This window comes from Streptomyces sp. NPDC031474, from assembly GCF_055581185.1.
Genome location: NZ_JBVIJX010000004.1, coordinates 1 through 15171 on the forward strand (window position 1 = coordinate 1; position 15171 = coordinate 15171).

At 65.4% G+C, this 15171-nt stretch carries 18 protein-coding genes and 1 pseudogene; 5 read left to right on the forward strand and 14 right to left on the reverse strand.

Annotated features, from left to right (window positions below; genetic code table 11):
• From ACZ5SK_RS08220 to ACZ5SK_RS08230, 3 genes are all read right to left on the reverse strand, one after another.
• A partial coding sequence (locus ACZ5SK_RS08220) for a helix-turn-helix domain-containing protein (protein ID WP_468575784.1) occupies positions 1-335 on the reverse strand: 335 nt, incomplete at its 3' end.
• Between the two features lie 391 nt (positions 336-726).
• On the reverse strand, positions 727-1560 hold the full coding sequence (locus tag ACZ5SK_RS08225; protein WP_361707487.1) for a DUF4231 domain-containing protein: 834 nt from the start codon (positions 1558-1560) through the stop codon (positions 727-729).
• Positions 1561-1603: 43 nt separating this feature from the next.
• Complete coding sequence (locus ACZ5SK_RS08230) at positions 1604-3331, reverse strand: AIPR family protein (RefSeq protein WP_361707490.1); 1728 nt, start codon at positions 3329-3331, stop codon at positions 1604-1606.
• Positions 3332-3697: 366 nt separating this feature from the next.
• On the opposite strand from ACZ5SK_RS08230, the pseudogene ACZ5SK_RS08235 reads away from it, so the two are divergent.
• Positions 3698-4158, forward strand: a pseudogene (locus tag ACZ5SK_RS08235) (DUF4265 domain-containing protein).
• A gap of 661 nt (positions 4159-4819) precedes the next feature.
• Here ACZ5SK_RS08235 and ACZ5SK_RS08240 read toward each other — a convergent pair.
• The 7 genes from ACZ5SK_RS08240 to ACZ5SK_RS08270 all read right to left on the reverse strand — a co-directional run bounded on the left by ACZ5SK_RS08240 (position 4820) and on the right by ACZ5SK_RS08270 (position 9204).
• Entirely contained in the window at positions 4820-5221 is a 402-nt protein-coding gene (locus ACZ5SK_RS08240) for a DNA-binding protein (RefSeq protein WP_361707493.1), read from the reverse strand.
• Positions 5218-5466: a hypothetical protein gene (locus tag ACZ5SK_RS08245; protein ID WP_107443165.1), complete on the reverse strand. Its 249-nt coding sequence runs from the start codon at positions 5464-5466 to the stop codon at positions 5218-5220. The genes ACZ5SK_RS08240 and ACZ5SK_RS08245 overlap by 4 nt, the downstream gene beginning before the upstream one ends.
• Positions 5467-5594: 128 nt before the next feature.
• Complete coding sequence (locus ACZ5SK_RS08250; protein WP_334578460.1) at positions 5595-5906, reverse strand: hypothetical protein; 312 nt, start codon at positions 5904-5906, stop codon at positions 5595-5597.
• 147 nt (positions 5907-6053) lie between these two features.
• Positions 6054-6413 carry a hypothetical protein gene (locus tag ACZ5SK_RS08255; protein WP_334578466.1) on the reverse strand — a complete coding sequence of 120 codons (360 nt, stop codon included), beginning with the start codon at positions 6411-6413 and terminating at the stop codon, positions 6054-6056.
• Between the two features lie 269 nt (positions 6414-6682).
• The gene (locus ACZ5SK_RS08260; protein ID WP_457495201.1) at positions 6683-7201 is read right to left on the reverse strand and encodes an HAD domain-containing protein; all 519 of its coding nucleotides are present in this window, start codon (positions 7199-7201) and stop codon (positions 6683-6685) included.
• Positions 7202-7218: 17 nt separating this feature from the next.
• Positions 7219-7920, reverse strand: coding sequence for a hypothetical protein (locus ACZ5SK_RS08265; RefSeq protein ID WP_361707498.1), 702 nt, complete (start codon positions 7918-7920; stop codon positions 7219-7221).
• A gap of 405 nt (positions 7921-8325) precedes the next feature.
• Positions 8326-9204, reverse strand: coding sequence for a helix-turn-helix transcriptional regulator (locus ACZ5SK_RS08270; protein WP_334578469.1), 879 nt, complete (start codon positions 9202-9204; stop codon positions 8326-8328).
• A gap of 102 nt (positions 9205-9306) precedes the next feature.
• On the opposite strand from ACZ5SK_RS08270, the gene ACZ5SK_RS08275 reads away from it, so the two are divergent.
• The gene (locus tag ACZ5SK_RS08275) at positions 9307-10002 is read left to right on the forward strand and encodes an SDR family NAD(P)-dependent oxidoreductase (RefSeq protein WP_457495199.1); all 696 of its coding nucleotides are present in this window, start codon (positions 9307-9309) and stop codon (positions 10000-10002) included.
• Between the two features lie 413 nt (positions 10003-10415).
• Here the strand turns inward: ACZ5SK_RS08275 and ACZ5SK_RS08280 are convergent, their stop codons facing one another.
• Positions 10416-11138 carry a VOC family protein gene (locus tag ACZ5SK_RS08280; protein ID WP_334578471.1) on the reverse strand — a complete coding sequence of 241 codons (723 nt, stop codon included), beginning with the start codon at positions 11136-11138 and terminating at the stop codon, positions 10416-10418.
• Between the two features lie 83 nt (positions 11139-11221).
• Positions 11222-11530, reverse strand: a complete 309-nt coding sequence (locus ACZ5SK_RS08285) for a hypothetical protein (RefSeq protein ID WP_361707503.1) — start codon at positions 11528-11530, stop codon at positions 11222-11224.
• A gap of 104 nt (positions 11531-11634) precedes the next feature.
• On the opposite strand from ACZ5SK_RS08285, the gene ACZ5SK_RS08290 reads away from it, so the two are divergent.
• Positions 11635-12207 (forward strand): TetR/AcrR family transcriptional regulator, encoded by a 573-nt coding sequence (locus ACZ5SK_RS08290; RefSeq protein ID WP_361707506.1) that lies wholly within the window; start codon positions 11635-11637, stop codon positions 12205-12207.
• 99 nt (positions 12208-12306) lie between these two features.
• On the opposite strand, the gene ACZ5SK_RS08295 is transcribed toward ACZ5SK_RS08290, so the two are convergent.
• Positions 12307-12759, reverse strand: a complete 453-nt coding sequence (locus ACZ5SK_RS08295; RefSeq protein ID WP_361707509.1) for an iron chaperone — start codon at positions 12757-12759, stop codon at positions 12307-12309.
• 108 nt (positions 12760-12867) lie between these two features.
• Between ACZ5SK_RS08295 and ACZ5SK_RS08300 the strand changes: the two genes are divergently transcribed.
• Together ACZ5SK_RS08300 and ACZ5SK_RS08305 are read left to right on the forward strand one after the other, a co-directional pair.
• A complete protein-coding gene (locus tag ACZ5SK_RS08300) occupies positions 12868-13461 on the forward strand; it encodes a TetR/AcrR family transcriptional regulator (RefSeq protein WP_334578475.1) in 594 nt (197 codons plus the stop codon).
• Positions 13462-13513: 52 nt separating this feature from the next.
• Complete coding sequence (locus ACZ5SK_RS08305; RefSeq protein ID WP_361707513.1) at positions 13514-14140, forward strand: glyoxalase; 627 nt, start codon at positions 13514-13516, stop codon at positions 14138-14140.
• Between the two features lie 121 nt (positions 14141-14261).
• On the opposite strand, the gene ACZ5SK_RS08310 is transcribed toward ACZ5SK_RS08305, so the two are convergent.
• Positions 14262-15170, reverse strand: coding sequence for a LysR family transcriptional regulator (locus ACZ5SK_RS08310; RefSeq protein ID WP_334578477.1), 909 nt, complete (start codon positions 15168-15170; stop codon positions 14262-14264).
• Position 15171: the final 1 nt, after the last annotated feature.

Here is a 15171-nt window from a genome sequence, read left to right on the forward strand (position 1 = left end):
TGACGGACCAGGATCCGATACACCGTCATCCGAGACGGCACCGGCGACAGCGCCCCGGACCGCTCCAGCGCATGAGCGATCCGCCGCGGACCCCAGCGAGGGTGCTTGCGCCGCAGCTCGCACACGGCCGTCTCCACCTCGGCGGAAGCCTGATGCGGACACGACGCCGGCCTGCGTGACCGATCCGCCAGCCCCGCCAGGCCCGAGGCGGCATACCTCGACTTCCACCCGCTCACCGTCTGCCGCGACACCCCCAGCGACACGGCGATCTCCGTCACCGTCGCACCCGCCAGCACCGCAAGCACAGCCCGGTATCTCTGCTCGACAACCGACAACTCCACCAGAGCCAATCCCGGCCTCCCGCCACACGCCACAACGACGTGCACAGAAAAGCCGAACACGGCCACCGTCAACCATCAGCTGGGATCGAAGTGTCAAGCATCTCCCGGGACCGGACAAAAAGATGCCAGTCGCTGAGTAACAACCTTCTTTACGGGTTCAAGGCGGCTCGCTCCGCTCCCCGCGCGCGGCCCGGCCCCCGGCCGGGCCTGCGCTCCTGTCTCCGCCCCGCTCCAGCCCGGCCGGCGGCCGTACCGCGCACTCATACGTCTGCGTCAACAACGCTCAGCCCGGAGTGGAGCCCGCCCGTGTTGCTATTGGTGACAGGTACTCGTTCGACGCGTCCGCCATTGTGGCTGGCTTTCGCCTGCTTAGGTCAGAGTTGCTCTAGACCTGAGCGTCCTCGGTCGGCTGGTCTAGCTGCTGCTGCCTCTTCCTCTGATCACTCTTTAGCGTTTCGACCCGCTGTGTAAAATCAATTAGGGCTGCTTCGCTGTCTGGGGAATTCCTGTATCGACCCACTCCAAGCGCCACGCTTTCGTACTCTTCCTCGATGGCGTCTGCGGTCTGCTGTAGGTAGAAGCTTCGCTCACGGAACTTGAAATATCCGGTAAATCCAGCCGAGATGCCCACGGCAAAACTCATTGCCACTGTTATCCACTTATATGGAGGAGGCGTGTCCGCGAGGCCAGCCGCCGTCGACGTTGCCAGAGATCCGATAATGATGACACTCTGGAATGCGTTGTGGATCCTGCGATATCTCCTGCTTTCCAGGCGAAATTGCTCTACCGACCCCGGTACGGTCTCCCGGTATACGTGCCTTCGGGTTTCCGGGGGGAGTGTGAGTGAAGCCGCAGAAAGGCGCTTCCTTTCAATCTCCAGCTCTAGATCCAGGCGAAGATTATCGACATACTCAGGCGTCCACCCCTCGAGGCGGCCGCTAACATTACTACTTTTGGCTGCAATCGTGAGGGCAAGTACAGCAAGTGCAATAAAGATCGGAATGCATGCCATGTTGATGCGGGCCATATCAATTCGGCGCCAGGCTGCGATATTTCCGACTAGGAGCAGTGTGAATAATATGGGAGTCGAGGAGAATGCGAAGACCAGCGTTTGGCGCCTCAGTCGGCCAGCTCGTATTTCTTGTCTTAGCCTCAGAATCTTGCGATCCTGGGCGAGGAGGCGTTCGACCGCTTCCTCGGCCGCTCGTGTGTTCGCCACAAACGCCCCCTCTGCGCAACGCGCTATGACACTTTCCGATCATTCAACTGGATGACCGCGCTCTTGACGGGTGCCCCAGAGCTGCTTTAACAGCATCAGTAAAGCCCTGGGTCTTCACGGTATCGCGGGTGAGGGACGCGCCACTCAGTGCGGCGTCAACAGCTTCGATTGCCTTCTTGAATGTTTGCTCAACTCGCGCATCATCCCAGAGCGCTTCGCAGATAACGTTGCTATATTTTTGGACCCTGTTCGCATGGAATGCGGGCAGTTCAGGGCCAGCAGCAAGATACCGGAAAGCCATAAGGAGGTGATATCTGGCAGGCTTGTAGTAAACAGGAAGAACGCCGTTACGGAACAAGAATTCCAACTTGTAGAATCCAAACGCGGCAGCATAGTACGGCTCCAACTTATGCTGCTCATTGAAGATCTTATCCCCAACTTGCGCTTGCAGGTCAGAATAGTAGCGGCTCGACCTATGTGCGTCATCCAAGAACATGGCTGCAAATGCCTTGATTTGCTGAGGCTTGGTGATAATGCGCACTTTTTCAATTCCCGGCTGCGCATTGTACTGCTTGGAACGCCGCTCATAAAAAAGCTTCTTCTTGTCCGGGTATGCGGCGAGAAATGCTTCGAGCTTTTTCTGGAAGGCGCCGAGAGCGTATAGGTCCTCTACGGTGACTTGAGTCTGCCGGTTAGTGGCAGTGATCACCGACGAAATGATTTCTTCATCCTGGGTTGAGATAACCTTGAGGGGAATGTGAATCAGATCAGTTAGCTTACCCCTCTCGTCAAACAGAACGTGGCTGGTCTGGCATCCGTTGACGATTTGGTAGTCCGTCAGCGTGAACTTGTCTCGCGTCGTCTGGAGTTGCTGAGTGACAATCGTCACTCCATTGTTCAGAACGGCAAATCGCCCTTGCGTTGCAGCCGCTGCGAGAGTCTGACGGATCTCAACATTAACCGTATTATAGTCCTGGAAGTCTCGGATGTTGTCGTAAAACAGCGACTTCCTGATGTTGCCAGAGCCATCGGTCACGAGCTTCATGAATTCAGATGCGGGAATTACGCCAAGATAGGCCTCATCGACCCCAGGGATCTCCGGAAGGAGCACTTTATTTGAAAAGGTGAACTCGGCCGAAACACTATTTTTGCTACGTTGATAGCTTGCGTGCAGCTCGTCGGCACCCATCGGATTGAACTCGACATCAGAGAATAGGCCAGTTGCTCGCAAGGATGCCACTCTTCTGTCGATCTTGGTTTGCAGGTATCCGTCACCGGCCCACTGTCCGGTTGTTACATAGTTAATTCGACAGGACGGCTTCTTAGTCTTGAACTTAACACTGTTCTCGTAGATTACCTCCATGAGTTCGTGCGCCTGATGAACTTCCTCATTTGCGGGCAGCTCAATACGTTCCTGAAAGAACTCGTCTACCCCGTCAAAGAAGGCACTGATCGACTCGCCGCTGAAGTCGCCGCCGCTTTTAGCCTGGATGAATACGAACATTACATCCAAGCTCCCACTAATGGACAGGAGGTCAATCACTTCCTCTCGTGACGTTACGAGAGCGCCATTCACTAGGATTGCGATCCCATCAAGGCCTAGATCGGCTCCTCCTCCCGTGTGGACGTCCTCGACATTGAATTCATCGTCATAGGCGTCAGATACAACGCAATAGTCGGCCAGGCGTTCAAACGCATCACTGAGGCTGAGATGCCCCAGGCACTGCTCGCTCTGGAAAGCCTCAAGGTATGTCTTAGTGATACGATCCATGAAATATCCCTCCTGGCATGACTTTCAGCAGTACTCGCCTCTTCCGGCAAGCATCCAACAGCGAGTGACCATGTAGCACGGCGGCGCGACACGGTCTTCATCCTAGGTATCACGTGATGAAGTGGGCATCGACCCAGTTGAGCAACATCGGCCTCCCTACGTGTGGGCCGACGACAGCCGACCCCAGCGTCTGGCTCTCTCGATAGCGTGGCTGATGCCGGTGGGGGTGCAGCGAGGCACACGCGCGCCCGATCGGTTGGCGCACCCGCCCTCGTGGCTGGCTGTCGTCGGCTGAGGCACAGACGAACCCGTATCCAACTTTGAGCAGACGGCTCCGGTCACCCGACGAACCCCGAAGGCCTCTACTTGAAGGTGCACTTCCGGCTTGAGATCGAGGACGACTGGCCCCGGCGTCGGCAGAGAGTCTGTGGGCGGTCAACCAAGGCGACGGCACCGCACGGCTCGACGACATCCCCTGGTTCGTCCGAGGCATCGCCTGCGGGGACATCGTGACCACCGAGCCCGACGAGGAGGGCGTGCGATGGGCCGGCGAGGTGGTTCGGCGTTCCGAGGTCTGCACCATCCGCCTCATCGTGCTCCGTGGCGGCGGCTCTGGAGCTGAACGGCAGAGCGTGATCAACGCGTTTCACGAACTCGGAGTCTGCGGTGAGGGCACAGAACGGCTCCGCATGGTCGCCCTAGACGTCCCACCCACCGCCGATCTCGCCAAGGTGCAACGGTTGCTCAACAACGGTGCGGGCGAGGAGTGGTGGGACATGGAAGAGGGGTGCATCACCGCGCAATGGCGGGCGGCGTCCGCCGGCTAGAGCCGTTCGCGTGATCCACGGCTGGGCCGTCTCTGGGCCGCCCGAGGTTACTCAACGGTGGCCAATGACGACCAAGGACCACCACCAGGCGGACGAGCCTGACCAGCAAAGACCCAGCTCACCAAGATCCCCGGCAAGACCCAGGGCAAGAAGACATGTCTTGCCTCGCTGATTGACATTCCCCGTCACTCGCTTGCCCGAGCGTGTGACGGAAATGGCAGACGCAGGGGAAGAGCAGCAAGAGACGGGCGTCAGCATCACCTATGCCTTCTGTTGCCGACTGCCGAGCAGCGGACAGCAGTTCTGGCCAGGCCATGCCGGGCCCCATGAAGTGACCGTCGACCACAGCGAGGGTTTCCGCTTCGGACCATGTCGGCTGATGGATCAGATAGTCCACGCCCCATTCGTCCACGAACGCGGCTCGTTGTGCGTCCTCCCCCCGCAGGCAGGAGCCGAGGTGCACAGGCCAGAACAACGGGTCGTCCAGGTAGGCGTCGCCCCGGACCAAGAGAGTCGGACCGCTTAGTGCGGTCCGACTCTTCGGCATGCCCTGGTTGCAGTTTCGGTTGCATTTATAGGCGACATTTGGGACATGTCCGCCAAGCAGACAAGGCGCTCGCTCGCATCCGTGGGGCGACTGGCGAGGGAGTCACGGCAGCGGTCATAGCCCGATCATCCGGACCTTGCTGCCGCACAGCCGGGTCATGTCATCGACATCCGACGTGAGGATGGCGACCGGGCCAGGCTGACGCAAGGCCGCTTCGGCGACGGTGGCGTCGATCGCGTACTTGTGTCCGTGCAGACCGGCGCCCTTGAGCAGTTGTGCCGCCGCCTTGGCGGCCGCCTCCGTGACCGGCTCCACCTTGACCCGGGAGAGCGCCCATTGCAGCCGGGGCAGATTCACCCTGGCGTGACTCACCTCCACGATGGTGTTGGCGCTGACGACAAGGTCCGCTCCCATGTCGTGGAACACCTGGAACATCGCCAGAACCTTCCGGTCCTGCGCCACCCAGGCCGACAGCCCCTCGCCGTCCAGGACGACAGTCTCAATGTGCCCGCTCACGCGGCGCTCGCGCCACCGGCGGCCTGCGTCGTACCGAAGATCCGCGCCCGCGCCTCGGCCAGCTCTTCCTCACTGAAGGCCCCGTGCTCGTCTGTGTGGCCGCGCAGGTCGGCTCCCAGAAGCTGGTGCCGGATCTGTCTGGCGACCGCTTCGGCCACGTAGCCGGAGATGTTGTCCGTGATCTTCTTCAGCTCCGCCACCTGCTCGGTGGGGAGGGTCACCGTGATGCGCGTGGTGTCAGCCATAACGGCAAGCATACTGCGGTATGCGCGCTACGTGCTCTACGTTTCCCGCAGTCGCTCCGGTCAGCGGCAGTGGGGACGACTGTCCGTTCGAGCAGGGGCTCAGCTGGGCAGTTGCGCGGCGCGCCAGTTCAGCGGGCCCAGTAGCGGTATGCCTCGATCCATTGCGAGCCCGCAGGGGCGGGATCCGGCAACGGCAGGTCGAGAATTCCGATGTCCTGTCGTACCGCCCCCCGGGCACAGCGTGCGACCACGCGCCCGTCCTCGGCCAGATCGACGCCGATCACGCTCACCTCGACGCCGAGAACAGTCGTGGTGAACGGCACGGCAAGGTTCTCCTCGATCATCGTGAAGAAGCCGGTGAGCTGCTCATCCTCGCCGTAGGCATCGATGGTGGCCTCTTCGATCAACGCCTTCAGCTCGGCCGGGTCCCGGGTGCTCATGGCCTCACCGTAGCGCTGCACCGTACGGTTGAGGACCGGCCTGTTCAGCAGCGGCATATCCGCCGTGGGCGCCGTCGCCGACCCTAGTTAAAGTAGTCCACGGCCAGGACGAGAATGCCCCTGACCAGCGGTTTCCCGCACTCGCTCCTAAAGCGGTGGCTTCCTGGCAACCAGCGGCAGCGGCCAGCTAGCGCAGGCCACGAGTGCGCTGCCGTCCTCGGTGAGGAAGAGCAGTGTGAACCGTGTCCGATTGCCAGGATCGATCAGCGCTGAGCGCACAGGCCGGCCGTATTCCCTGATGAGCTGCACTGCTCGCTCCAGGCCAAGGGGTTCGAATCCGTGCATCCGCATGCGCTGAAGTCGACGACCGAAGACTCCGGCATGCGCACCAGTGGGTTGTACCCGCTCCTCCACCGAGTAGGGGGCGCCACTGCGGAGGGCGGCCAGAGCTATCACGAACGCCTCGTCATCACCGATCAACAGCGATTCCAGCACATGCCGTTCCATGGTCACCCCATTTGGATCGTGCGGTACAGCAGCCAGGTACCGCAACCCTGGTAGCCGCCCCCGCACGGTAGCGTCCCACCGGGCCCGCCCAGCGGCCGGTATGACCCCCGCTGACCGATCCCGCTAGAGCTACAGATCAGAAGGTTCTGACATCCACGGCTGACATCAACGACGCCGGACGCGGGCGTACGCCGACAACCCTGTCCGGCCGTCGCGCCAGTCGACTACGACGTCCGAAGCGGGATTGAACCGAACTCCTAAAGCGGTGCTCAGGAGCGGTTGCACAAGGTGGAGCGGAGCCAGCGGGCGAGCTCGGCGAAATCGTCGTCAGTAAGGGCTGCGACCGGGTCGACGCGGTGCAGCAGCGACTGACCTTCGTGCTGCGCAGAGACCCAGAGGCGGTCCATATCGCTGATCTCGTCATCGACCCAGATGAACGAGCGGCGGCCGGCCCACGCGACAAGATGGCGGGTCTTCCAGTGCAAGCCGCGCGGCCCCTCGTCGGTGAGCACGTCTGGCCACTTGACCACAGGCAGCCGCGGCAGCCCGATGCGCGGAGCGACTGCTTCGTTCGCATCGTCCATCCATGTCGAGGCCCACACCAAATCGCACCCCAGCGCCATCAAGCGCGGACCGACGGCGGGGTCGAGTCGCTCCAGCAGCGGGTTCCCCAAAACGCAGGACACATCGGAACGGAAAGCAGGGGCCGCCCGTCGGGGCTGCCCAAACGGGATGAGTGGCCCGTCGACGTCGAGGAACAGAATGGGGCGCTCTGTTGAGCCGGTCACAGTAGAACGGTAGCCCTCTACGGCGTCGATGAGATCAAGGCGTTGCTGATCTCCCGCAGGCGCTCCTCCGGCAGAGCGAAAGCGTTGTAGGGATTTCGGTAGGAGTGCCCGCCGTCGTTGATCCAGACCCCGTCCGCCAGCCTCCAGTGGGCAGGCTCCCACTGCCCCTGGTTCTCCAAGAGCATCCCCGCTACTTCGGCGGGCTCCTCAATCAGCGTGAGAGCGGCAAGCGCGGCAGTGAGGGGAACAGCCGCGTCCTCGGGGAGCCGCGCATCACCGAGGGTCGGGAAGAGCAGCAGGAGGCGAGCGTCGGCATCGTCCATGCCCGCTGGTGCCGGCTGTCGGGCAGCGGACAGTAGTTCCGGCCAGGCGGTTCCGGGCCCCATGAAGTGGCCGTCGTCCACTGCGAGGATTTCCGCCGCGGGCCAAGCCGGGTTATGTATCAGGTAGTCCACCCCTTGATCTCCGTCGAAGTTGCGGTAGACGACGTAGATGGTGTGGCCGGAGCGCAGGGGCACGGTGAACACCGGCCACTCGTGGTCGGCGGACAGTGCGCGGTAGAGCTCCATGGCCGCGTCCCAGTCGGCACCGAACGCGGCTCGTTGCGCGTCCTCGCCACGCAAGCAGGTACCGAGGTGCACCGGCCAGAACAAGGGCTCGTCCAGATAGGCGCTCCCCTCGACCAAAGGGCCGCCTTCGTATCCCGGGATCTCCAGCACCCGAGGATCATGGCACGAGGCACGGACACTCCTGCCTCCACGCCGTCGACAGGATGCACCACAAGCGCACCAGAACGAGCGGGGAACAGCGGGGAACCACGGTGAAAGCAGCCGAGTCCGACGAGGCCGCTCCCTCACCGTTCGCCCAGGTCAGCGCCCGGACCGGCCGCAAAAGCTCGCAGCTTCCCAAGCTGAGAGCGCGAGTTCGATTCTCGTCACCCGCTCCATGATGAAACCCCAGGTCAGCGGCCTGGGATTTGTTTGTTGTGTAGACCAATTGACCGGGGCCCTGTTGATGGACGTTCTGTTCGGCCTCGGCGATGCGGAGGTGGCCGGTGGCGTCGGTGACGGGGGTGCTGAAGGAGCGGGAGGCTGTTGGCTGGAGGGGTCCGGCCGGCCCGATCGTTACGGCGTGGAGAACAGGCCGGGTCCCGGAGGCGCGGGGCCGTCGGCGCTGACGCCGCCCGTGACCCGTAGGAACTCCAGCTTCTCCGCGTCGGCGGATCCCGCGGCCACCGTGTAGACGACGAGTCGGATGTCGCAGCCTGGGACGGTGAGCACGTCGCAGTCGCAGATCACCTCACCCACCTGGGGGTGCACGACGGTCTTGCGGGCCGAGACGTGCGGACCGACCGCACCCTCGTCCCACATCCGGGCGAACTCCGCACTGGCGGAACGCAGTTCCTCGACGAGGTCGGTCAGGCCGCGGTCGCGGGGGTGGTCGACGAGGGCTGTGCGCAGGTCGGCGACGAGGGCGGGTTTCAGGGCGTTGTCTTCATGGAGCACGGGCCATGAGGCGAGCCGGCTGGGCCCTGCGGCGAAGACCGCCCGTGTCAGGTTGCGCTCGTCGTGTGTCCGTGCGCTGGGGTCGCCCATCAGTACTGACCATGCGGGGGTCCAGGACAGCAAGGTCCAGTCGGCGCTGAACACGCCCACGGGGAACTCCCCGAGGCGGGCCAGCATCCGCTGGACCCCGGCCGGGACATGCGTGGACACCGTTCCCTCCTGGGGAGGCAGGAGACCTGCCAGCCGGTAGGCGTGATCGCGCTCCATGGGCTGCAGCTGCAGCGCCCTGGTCAGGCTCGCGACGACCTGCGCCGAAGGGCTGGTGGCGCGGCCCTGTTCCAGGCGGACCACATAGTCGACGGACAATCCGGCGAGCTCGGCCAGCTCCTCGCGTCGCAGCCCCACCGCGCGTCGTCCGGGCCGTGAGGTCAGTCCGACGTCGGCGGGGGAAAGACGGTCGCGCCAGCGGCGCAGTGCCGTGCCCAGGGTCTCGTCCACTCCGTCATTGTCTCCGCCCGGCAGTCGTCGTGCCTGGTACTGGCTGTCCTACCGTCGCAGGGGGCACTGGTTCTGCTCTCGTGCCGGGCCGAGGGTGGACGCATGACCACAACATTCATCACCGGAGCCAACAAGTCCCTCGGCTACGAGACCGCCCGTCGGCTCGTCGAGGCCGGCCACGACGTCCTGCTCGGTGCGCGTGATCCGGAGCGCGGCCGGGCGGCCGCCGAGGCCCTCGGGGCCCGTTTCGTCCAGATCGACGTGACCGACGACGCGTCGGTCGCCGCGGCCGCCGCCGACGTCGCGGCTCGCGAGGGTGGCATCGACGTCCTGATCAACAACGCCGGTGTCTTCGGGACACACAGCCCCGCCGACCAGATCACGGCCGCCGACGCGTCCGCGGTGTTCGAGGTCAATGTCGTGGGGATCGTCCGGGTGACGCACGCGTTCCTGCCGCTGCTGCGCAAGTCCGCGCACCCGGTCATCGTCAATGTGTCCAGCGGTATGGGGTCGTTCGCGGCCACCCACGACGCCGAGCGCGTCGAGTCGAGGAACCTCGCGCCGCTCTACACGGCGTCGAAGGCCGCCGTGACCATGCTGACCACGCAGTACGCCAAGTCCTGGCCGGAGATGAAGGTGAACGCGGCCGACCCCGGCTACACCGCGACCGACTTCAACGGACACAGCGGCCCGCAGACAGTGACCGAGGGCACCGACGCGATCGTCGAACTCGCCACCCTCGGGACGGACGGACCGACCGGAACCTTCCGCGACCGTCACGGTGAGGTGGCCTGGTGATCCACCGTTCCTAATCAGTGAGCAGGAGTGAGTCTTGGACCCATGCCATTGATTGACCGCAGACTTCGCCGCTGTCATCAACGTCGCCCGATGCTCGATCTTTCCGTCCCACAGCCCCACCCGGCCCGTCCGGTCACCCGTCACGAACCGCGAAGCGTCCGGCGCGAAGGCGACGGCGGCGATCTCGTCGCCCCGGGCCATGGTGCGTGCGGGCTGGTGAGGGCCTTGACAGCCGCCGTCCGGCGATGCGGGGAGAGCGGGTGAGGTGGAGCGTGCGGTGCCTGTGGAGGGGTGTGCTTCTGCAGGCCGATGCGTCGGGAACATCCCGCATCCACAGGTGCAGAACCGCGGTGGAGCAGTCCCGCCCCCGTATGGCGTCCCCACGCGGAGGCGTGCCCATGGCGTGAGCGGGACTATCGGACGTGCTGGATGAGGCCGAACAGAGCGCCGGTGGGATCGCGCATGACCAGGTCTCCGTTGGAGTTCTGGCGAACTTCGGTCGCACCGAGCTGTCGGGCCCGCTTGGCGTCGGCGGCGGGTCTGTTGCTGGCGAACCCGACCAGCCAGAGTGATCGCTGCGCCGTTGGTTTCCCTGGCGGCGTGCCGGTGGCGGCGATGGAGTTGTCCGGCAACCGGAACTCGGTGTGCTGGGGGTTGGAGTTCCAGTGCAGGGCCGGTCGGTAGAAGGCGGCGGCCTGCTCGGGGTGGTCGGTGAGCAGGCTGATGTCGGCGAAGGTGCCCGGTTCGTGGTTGAGCTGCATGCCGTCATGGGTGCCGGGCTGCCAGAGTGACAGTGGTGCGCCGACGGGGTCGAGAGCGACAGCGTAGTGGCCGAGTGTCCCGACTTGGGTGGGTGCCACGATGATCCGGGCGCCCAGGTTCGTGAAGCGGGTGGCGGTGGCTTGGATGTCCGACACGGTGACGTTGGTCGTCCAGTAGGGTGCGCCGGCGTCCTCGGCCGGCCCCAGGGCGGCGACGAGATGTCCGCGCAGCGTACAGAGCCGGTAGCCGTTGGAGTCCGGTTGGGCGACGGTCCAGCCGAACAGCGCGGTGTAGAACGCCGTCGTCGTCCCCATGTCGGGGGTGCCGAGGTCGATCCAGCTCACGGTGTTCTCGGGGTGCCGCGTGATGTTCATCGAGATGACTTTCCGTTGGGGCCGCCTCGCCCCGGCGGTGGAACGAGGCGTGTTCAGAGCCGACTCGGCGGCAGCCCGCGGTGTCAGATGTAGTAGGGCGAGTTCAGGTCGATACTGGCGTCTTTGACGATGTCGCCGTCGAACAGTCGTGTCGTCGCCGCGGCTCCGGCCCGGCGGGCTTCTTCGGCGAAGGGGCCCTGAGCGAAGGCCAGGGCGTTCTGGGCGCTGTCGAACTCGTAGAAGCCGCCGACGGTGTGAGTTCCGATGCCGGACAGCCACGTCTTGCGGATCAGGCCCGGCGCGGTCTTCAGCGCCGCATTGATCTGGTGCCAGTCGAACTGATCGAACGGCACTGCGGCCTGGATCTCGGTGTAGAGAAACGTCTTGCCCATCACGAACCTCCGGTTTGGGGGGCTGTCCAGCCCACGCCACTAGTACGAGCGTCCTAGTGGGGGGAGCATGGACTAGGATGGCCGTACTAGTCAAGGAGGTCGCGATGGCCGCGGACACGAAGTCCCGCATGATCAGCGCAGCAATCGGACTGCTGCAGCGCCACGGCCTGGCCGCGATGTCCTTCACCGACGTGCTGGCCGAGAGTGGTGCCGCGCGCGGGGCGATCTATCACCATTTCCCGGGCGGCAAACAGCAACTCGCACTCGAAGCCGCCCGCCGCAACGCAGATGACGTCCGCAGCCACCTGCACGAACTGCCGGCCCGCACGCCACGCGAAGTCGTGGAGGCGTTCCTTGGCAGCGTCCGCCCCGTGGTGCAGGCGTCCGCCGGGGGCGGCGGCTGCGCGATCGCGGCGGTCACCGTCGACGGCGGTGCGGCCATTGCCGACCAGGGCAGCCTGCGCACAGTCGCGGCCGAAGCATTCACCGGATGGGGCGACGAGCTCGCCGGAAAACTCACCCACGCCGGTATGGGCGCGTCCCAGGCCGCTGATCTGGCCACCCTCATGATCGTCACACTCGAAGGCGCCCACATCCTGTGTCGCGCCGCGGGCAGCATCGCCCCTTTCGACAGAGCTGCCGCGGCCCTGCTCTCCGCCCTCCCGGGCTCGGGTTGAACCGCCGCTCTTCCGACGAAGCCTCAGGGGCAAAGACCTGAGGCTTCGTCGTTCGCGTGCCGCCGATCCGAGCGCACGCGTACAGCACGTCTCTGCGGCTCAGCTCACCGCCTGCTTGACGAGTGCGGCGATCCGCTCCTCCGCCTCGGGCGTCACCTCGGTCAGCGCGAAGCCGGCCGCCCACATCGTGCCGTCGTCCAGCTTCGCCTGGTCGCTGAACCCGAGCGTCGCGTACCGCGCCTTGAACTTCTCCGCGCTCTGGAAGAAGCAGACCACCTTGCCGTTCAACGCGTAGGAGGGCATCCCGTACCAGAGCTTCGGTGCGAGGGCCGGGGCGTTGGCCGTGACGACGGCATGGACGCGTTCGGCCATGACGCGGTCCGAGTCCTGCATTTCGGCGATCTTCGCAAGCACGTCCCGCTCCGCCTCCGCCGCCTTCTCCGCAGCCGTGGCGCGGCGCGCGGCCTTCTTGAGCTCCTGCGCGTGGTCCTTCATCGCGGCCCGCTCCTCGACCGAGAAGCCCTCGTGCCTGCCGCTTTCGGTGGTGCTCATGGTTACCCCCTCCTGCTTATCGGCACGGTCCGTGCCGATAGATACGGAATCCTGCGGGAAACCCTCGGTCCATGTCAACGGCACGCTGCGTGCCGATATGCTGGGAACATGTCCGACACTCCCGCCTCGCCGCGGCGCCGAGGCGCCGCCCGCACCGAGGAGCTGCTGCGGGTGACCCTCGATCTGGCCGCGGAGTCCGGTTACGCGGGCCTGAGCATCGAGGCGGTCAGCCGACGGGCCGGGGTCGGAAAACACACGATCTACCGGCGCTGGCCGTCCAAGGCGGCGCTGCTGCTCGACGCGCTCAACCATGTGTGGACCAGCGACCTGGACTACCGCGACACCGGGGACGTCCGCGGGGATCTGCGCGAACAGTTCATCCGTTCCGGCTCGGCCCTCTCCCAACCGCCGATCGGCCCCATCTATCGCGCCGTCATCGCCGAGGCCCAAGCCGATTCCGCACTGCGGGCGACCCTGCACGAGCGCTTCCTCGCCACCGTCGAACGGAGCACCCTCGACCGGATCACCCGCGCCCAGCGGACCGGTGAACTGGTCGCGGACGCGAACCTGGAATTCGCCGCCGAGGTGCTGTGCGGCACCTTGTACTACCGCAGTCTGCTGTCGACCCGCCCCATCGACGAGACCGCGATCGACAGCCTGCTGGACATGTTCATGGCCGCCTACGGAACCACCGGCAGGTGACCGGTCAGGATTCGAGAAGCGCCGACCGCCGCACCGTCCCTAGCGTGAGGGCATGGCATCCATCGCATCCCTGACCCTCGAGGTGGCCGACGTCGAGGCCGCCGAACGCTTCTACACGGCCTTCGGCCTGCACGGCCGGTTCCGCCTGCGGGCCTCCGAGGCACCCACGACCGGCTTCCGCGGCTACACACTGGCGCTCACGGTGTCCCAGCCCGCCGACGTCGACCGGCTGGTCGGCGCCGCCCTCGACGCCGGCGCCACGCCGCTCAAGCGTCCGGCGAAGTCCCTGTGGGGCTACGGCGGCGTCGTCCAGGCGCCGGACGGGACGATCTGGAAGATCGCGACCTCGGCGAAGAAGAACACCGGCCCGGCCACCGGCCGGATCGACGAGCTCGTACTGCTGCTCGGAGTCGCCGACATGGCCGAGAGCAAGCGGTTCTACATCGACCACGGCCTGACCGTGACGAAGAGCTTCGGCCGCATGTACGCCGAGTTCGCCTCCGGGCCGAGCCCCGTCAAACTGGCCCTGTACCGGCGCCGCGCCCTCGCCAAGGAGCTGGGTGTCGCCCCCGACGGCACCGGATCGCACCGCCTCGTCATCGGCGGCAGCACCACCGGAGACCTCACCGACCCGGACGGATTCACCTGGGAAGCCGCCGTAGCGGCACACGCGCGCTGAACCGACCGACACCTGCGCCGGCTTACCGGAGGAATCCATGACGACCGCGCCATCGCGTGAGCTCGATGAGAGACAGCGGGACACCCACCGCGAGACCGCTCGCTCCCGTCAGGAGTGAGCGTCATGGCGCCGCTCGAAGCTGTGCGGCCTCGTGGCGCAGTGCCGCCACGGTGGCCGTCACCTCGGGAGAGCGGTCTCGGGCCGTGACGGCGACGACGGCCCGTCCGAGCCAGGCGGGGTCGTCGACCTGGACCACGCGGACTCCGGTGGGGACCGCGGCCGCGGCTACTTCGGGGAGTACTGCGATGCCGAGACCGGTGGCGACAAGGCCGAGGCGAGTGGGCCATTCGCGGGCGGCGTAGGCGATCCGCGGGTGGTCGAGGGTCGGCCAGGCGCCGAACTGGGGGTCGTCGCGGAGGCCCTTGCCGACGATCCAGGGTTCGTCCCTCAGCTCGGTCACCGGGATGGTTCCGCGGCCGGCGAACCGGTGGTCGGCAGGGACGGCGAGCAGCAGGCCGCCGTCGAGGAGCAGGTCGCGGCGCAGCCCTTCGAAATCGTAGGCGGGCAGGTCCGGTCCCACACCGATCACCGCGACGTCGATGCGGTGGGCGCGGAGCTGGCGAAGCTGCGTGGGCGAGGACGCCTCGCCGAACTCGACGATCAGACCCGGGTGTTCGTTTCCGAGGCGGGCCAGTGTCCTGGGGACGAGCACGGCTGCGGCCGAGGGGAACGCCGCGATGGCGACTCGTCCGGTGACGTGGTCCTGGAGTCCGGCGAGGTCCGTGCTGACGGCGTCGATCTCGTTGAGGGCGGTCGCGGCTCGGCGGGCGAGCATCATGCCCGCGGGAGACGGGGCCACCCCGCGGGCACCGCGGACGAACAGCGGTGCGCCCGCGGCGGCTTCCATCGCCGCCACCTGACGCGACACCGCTGACTGTGTGTATCCGAGTGCGTCGGCCGCGGCGGTGAACGATCCGGTGTCGACCACTGCCTGGACGACGCGGAGACCGGTGAGGGTGAAGTCCGCCATG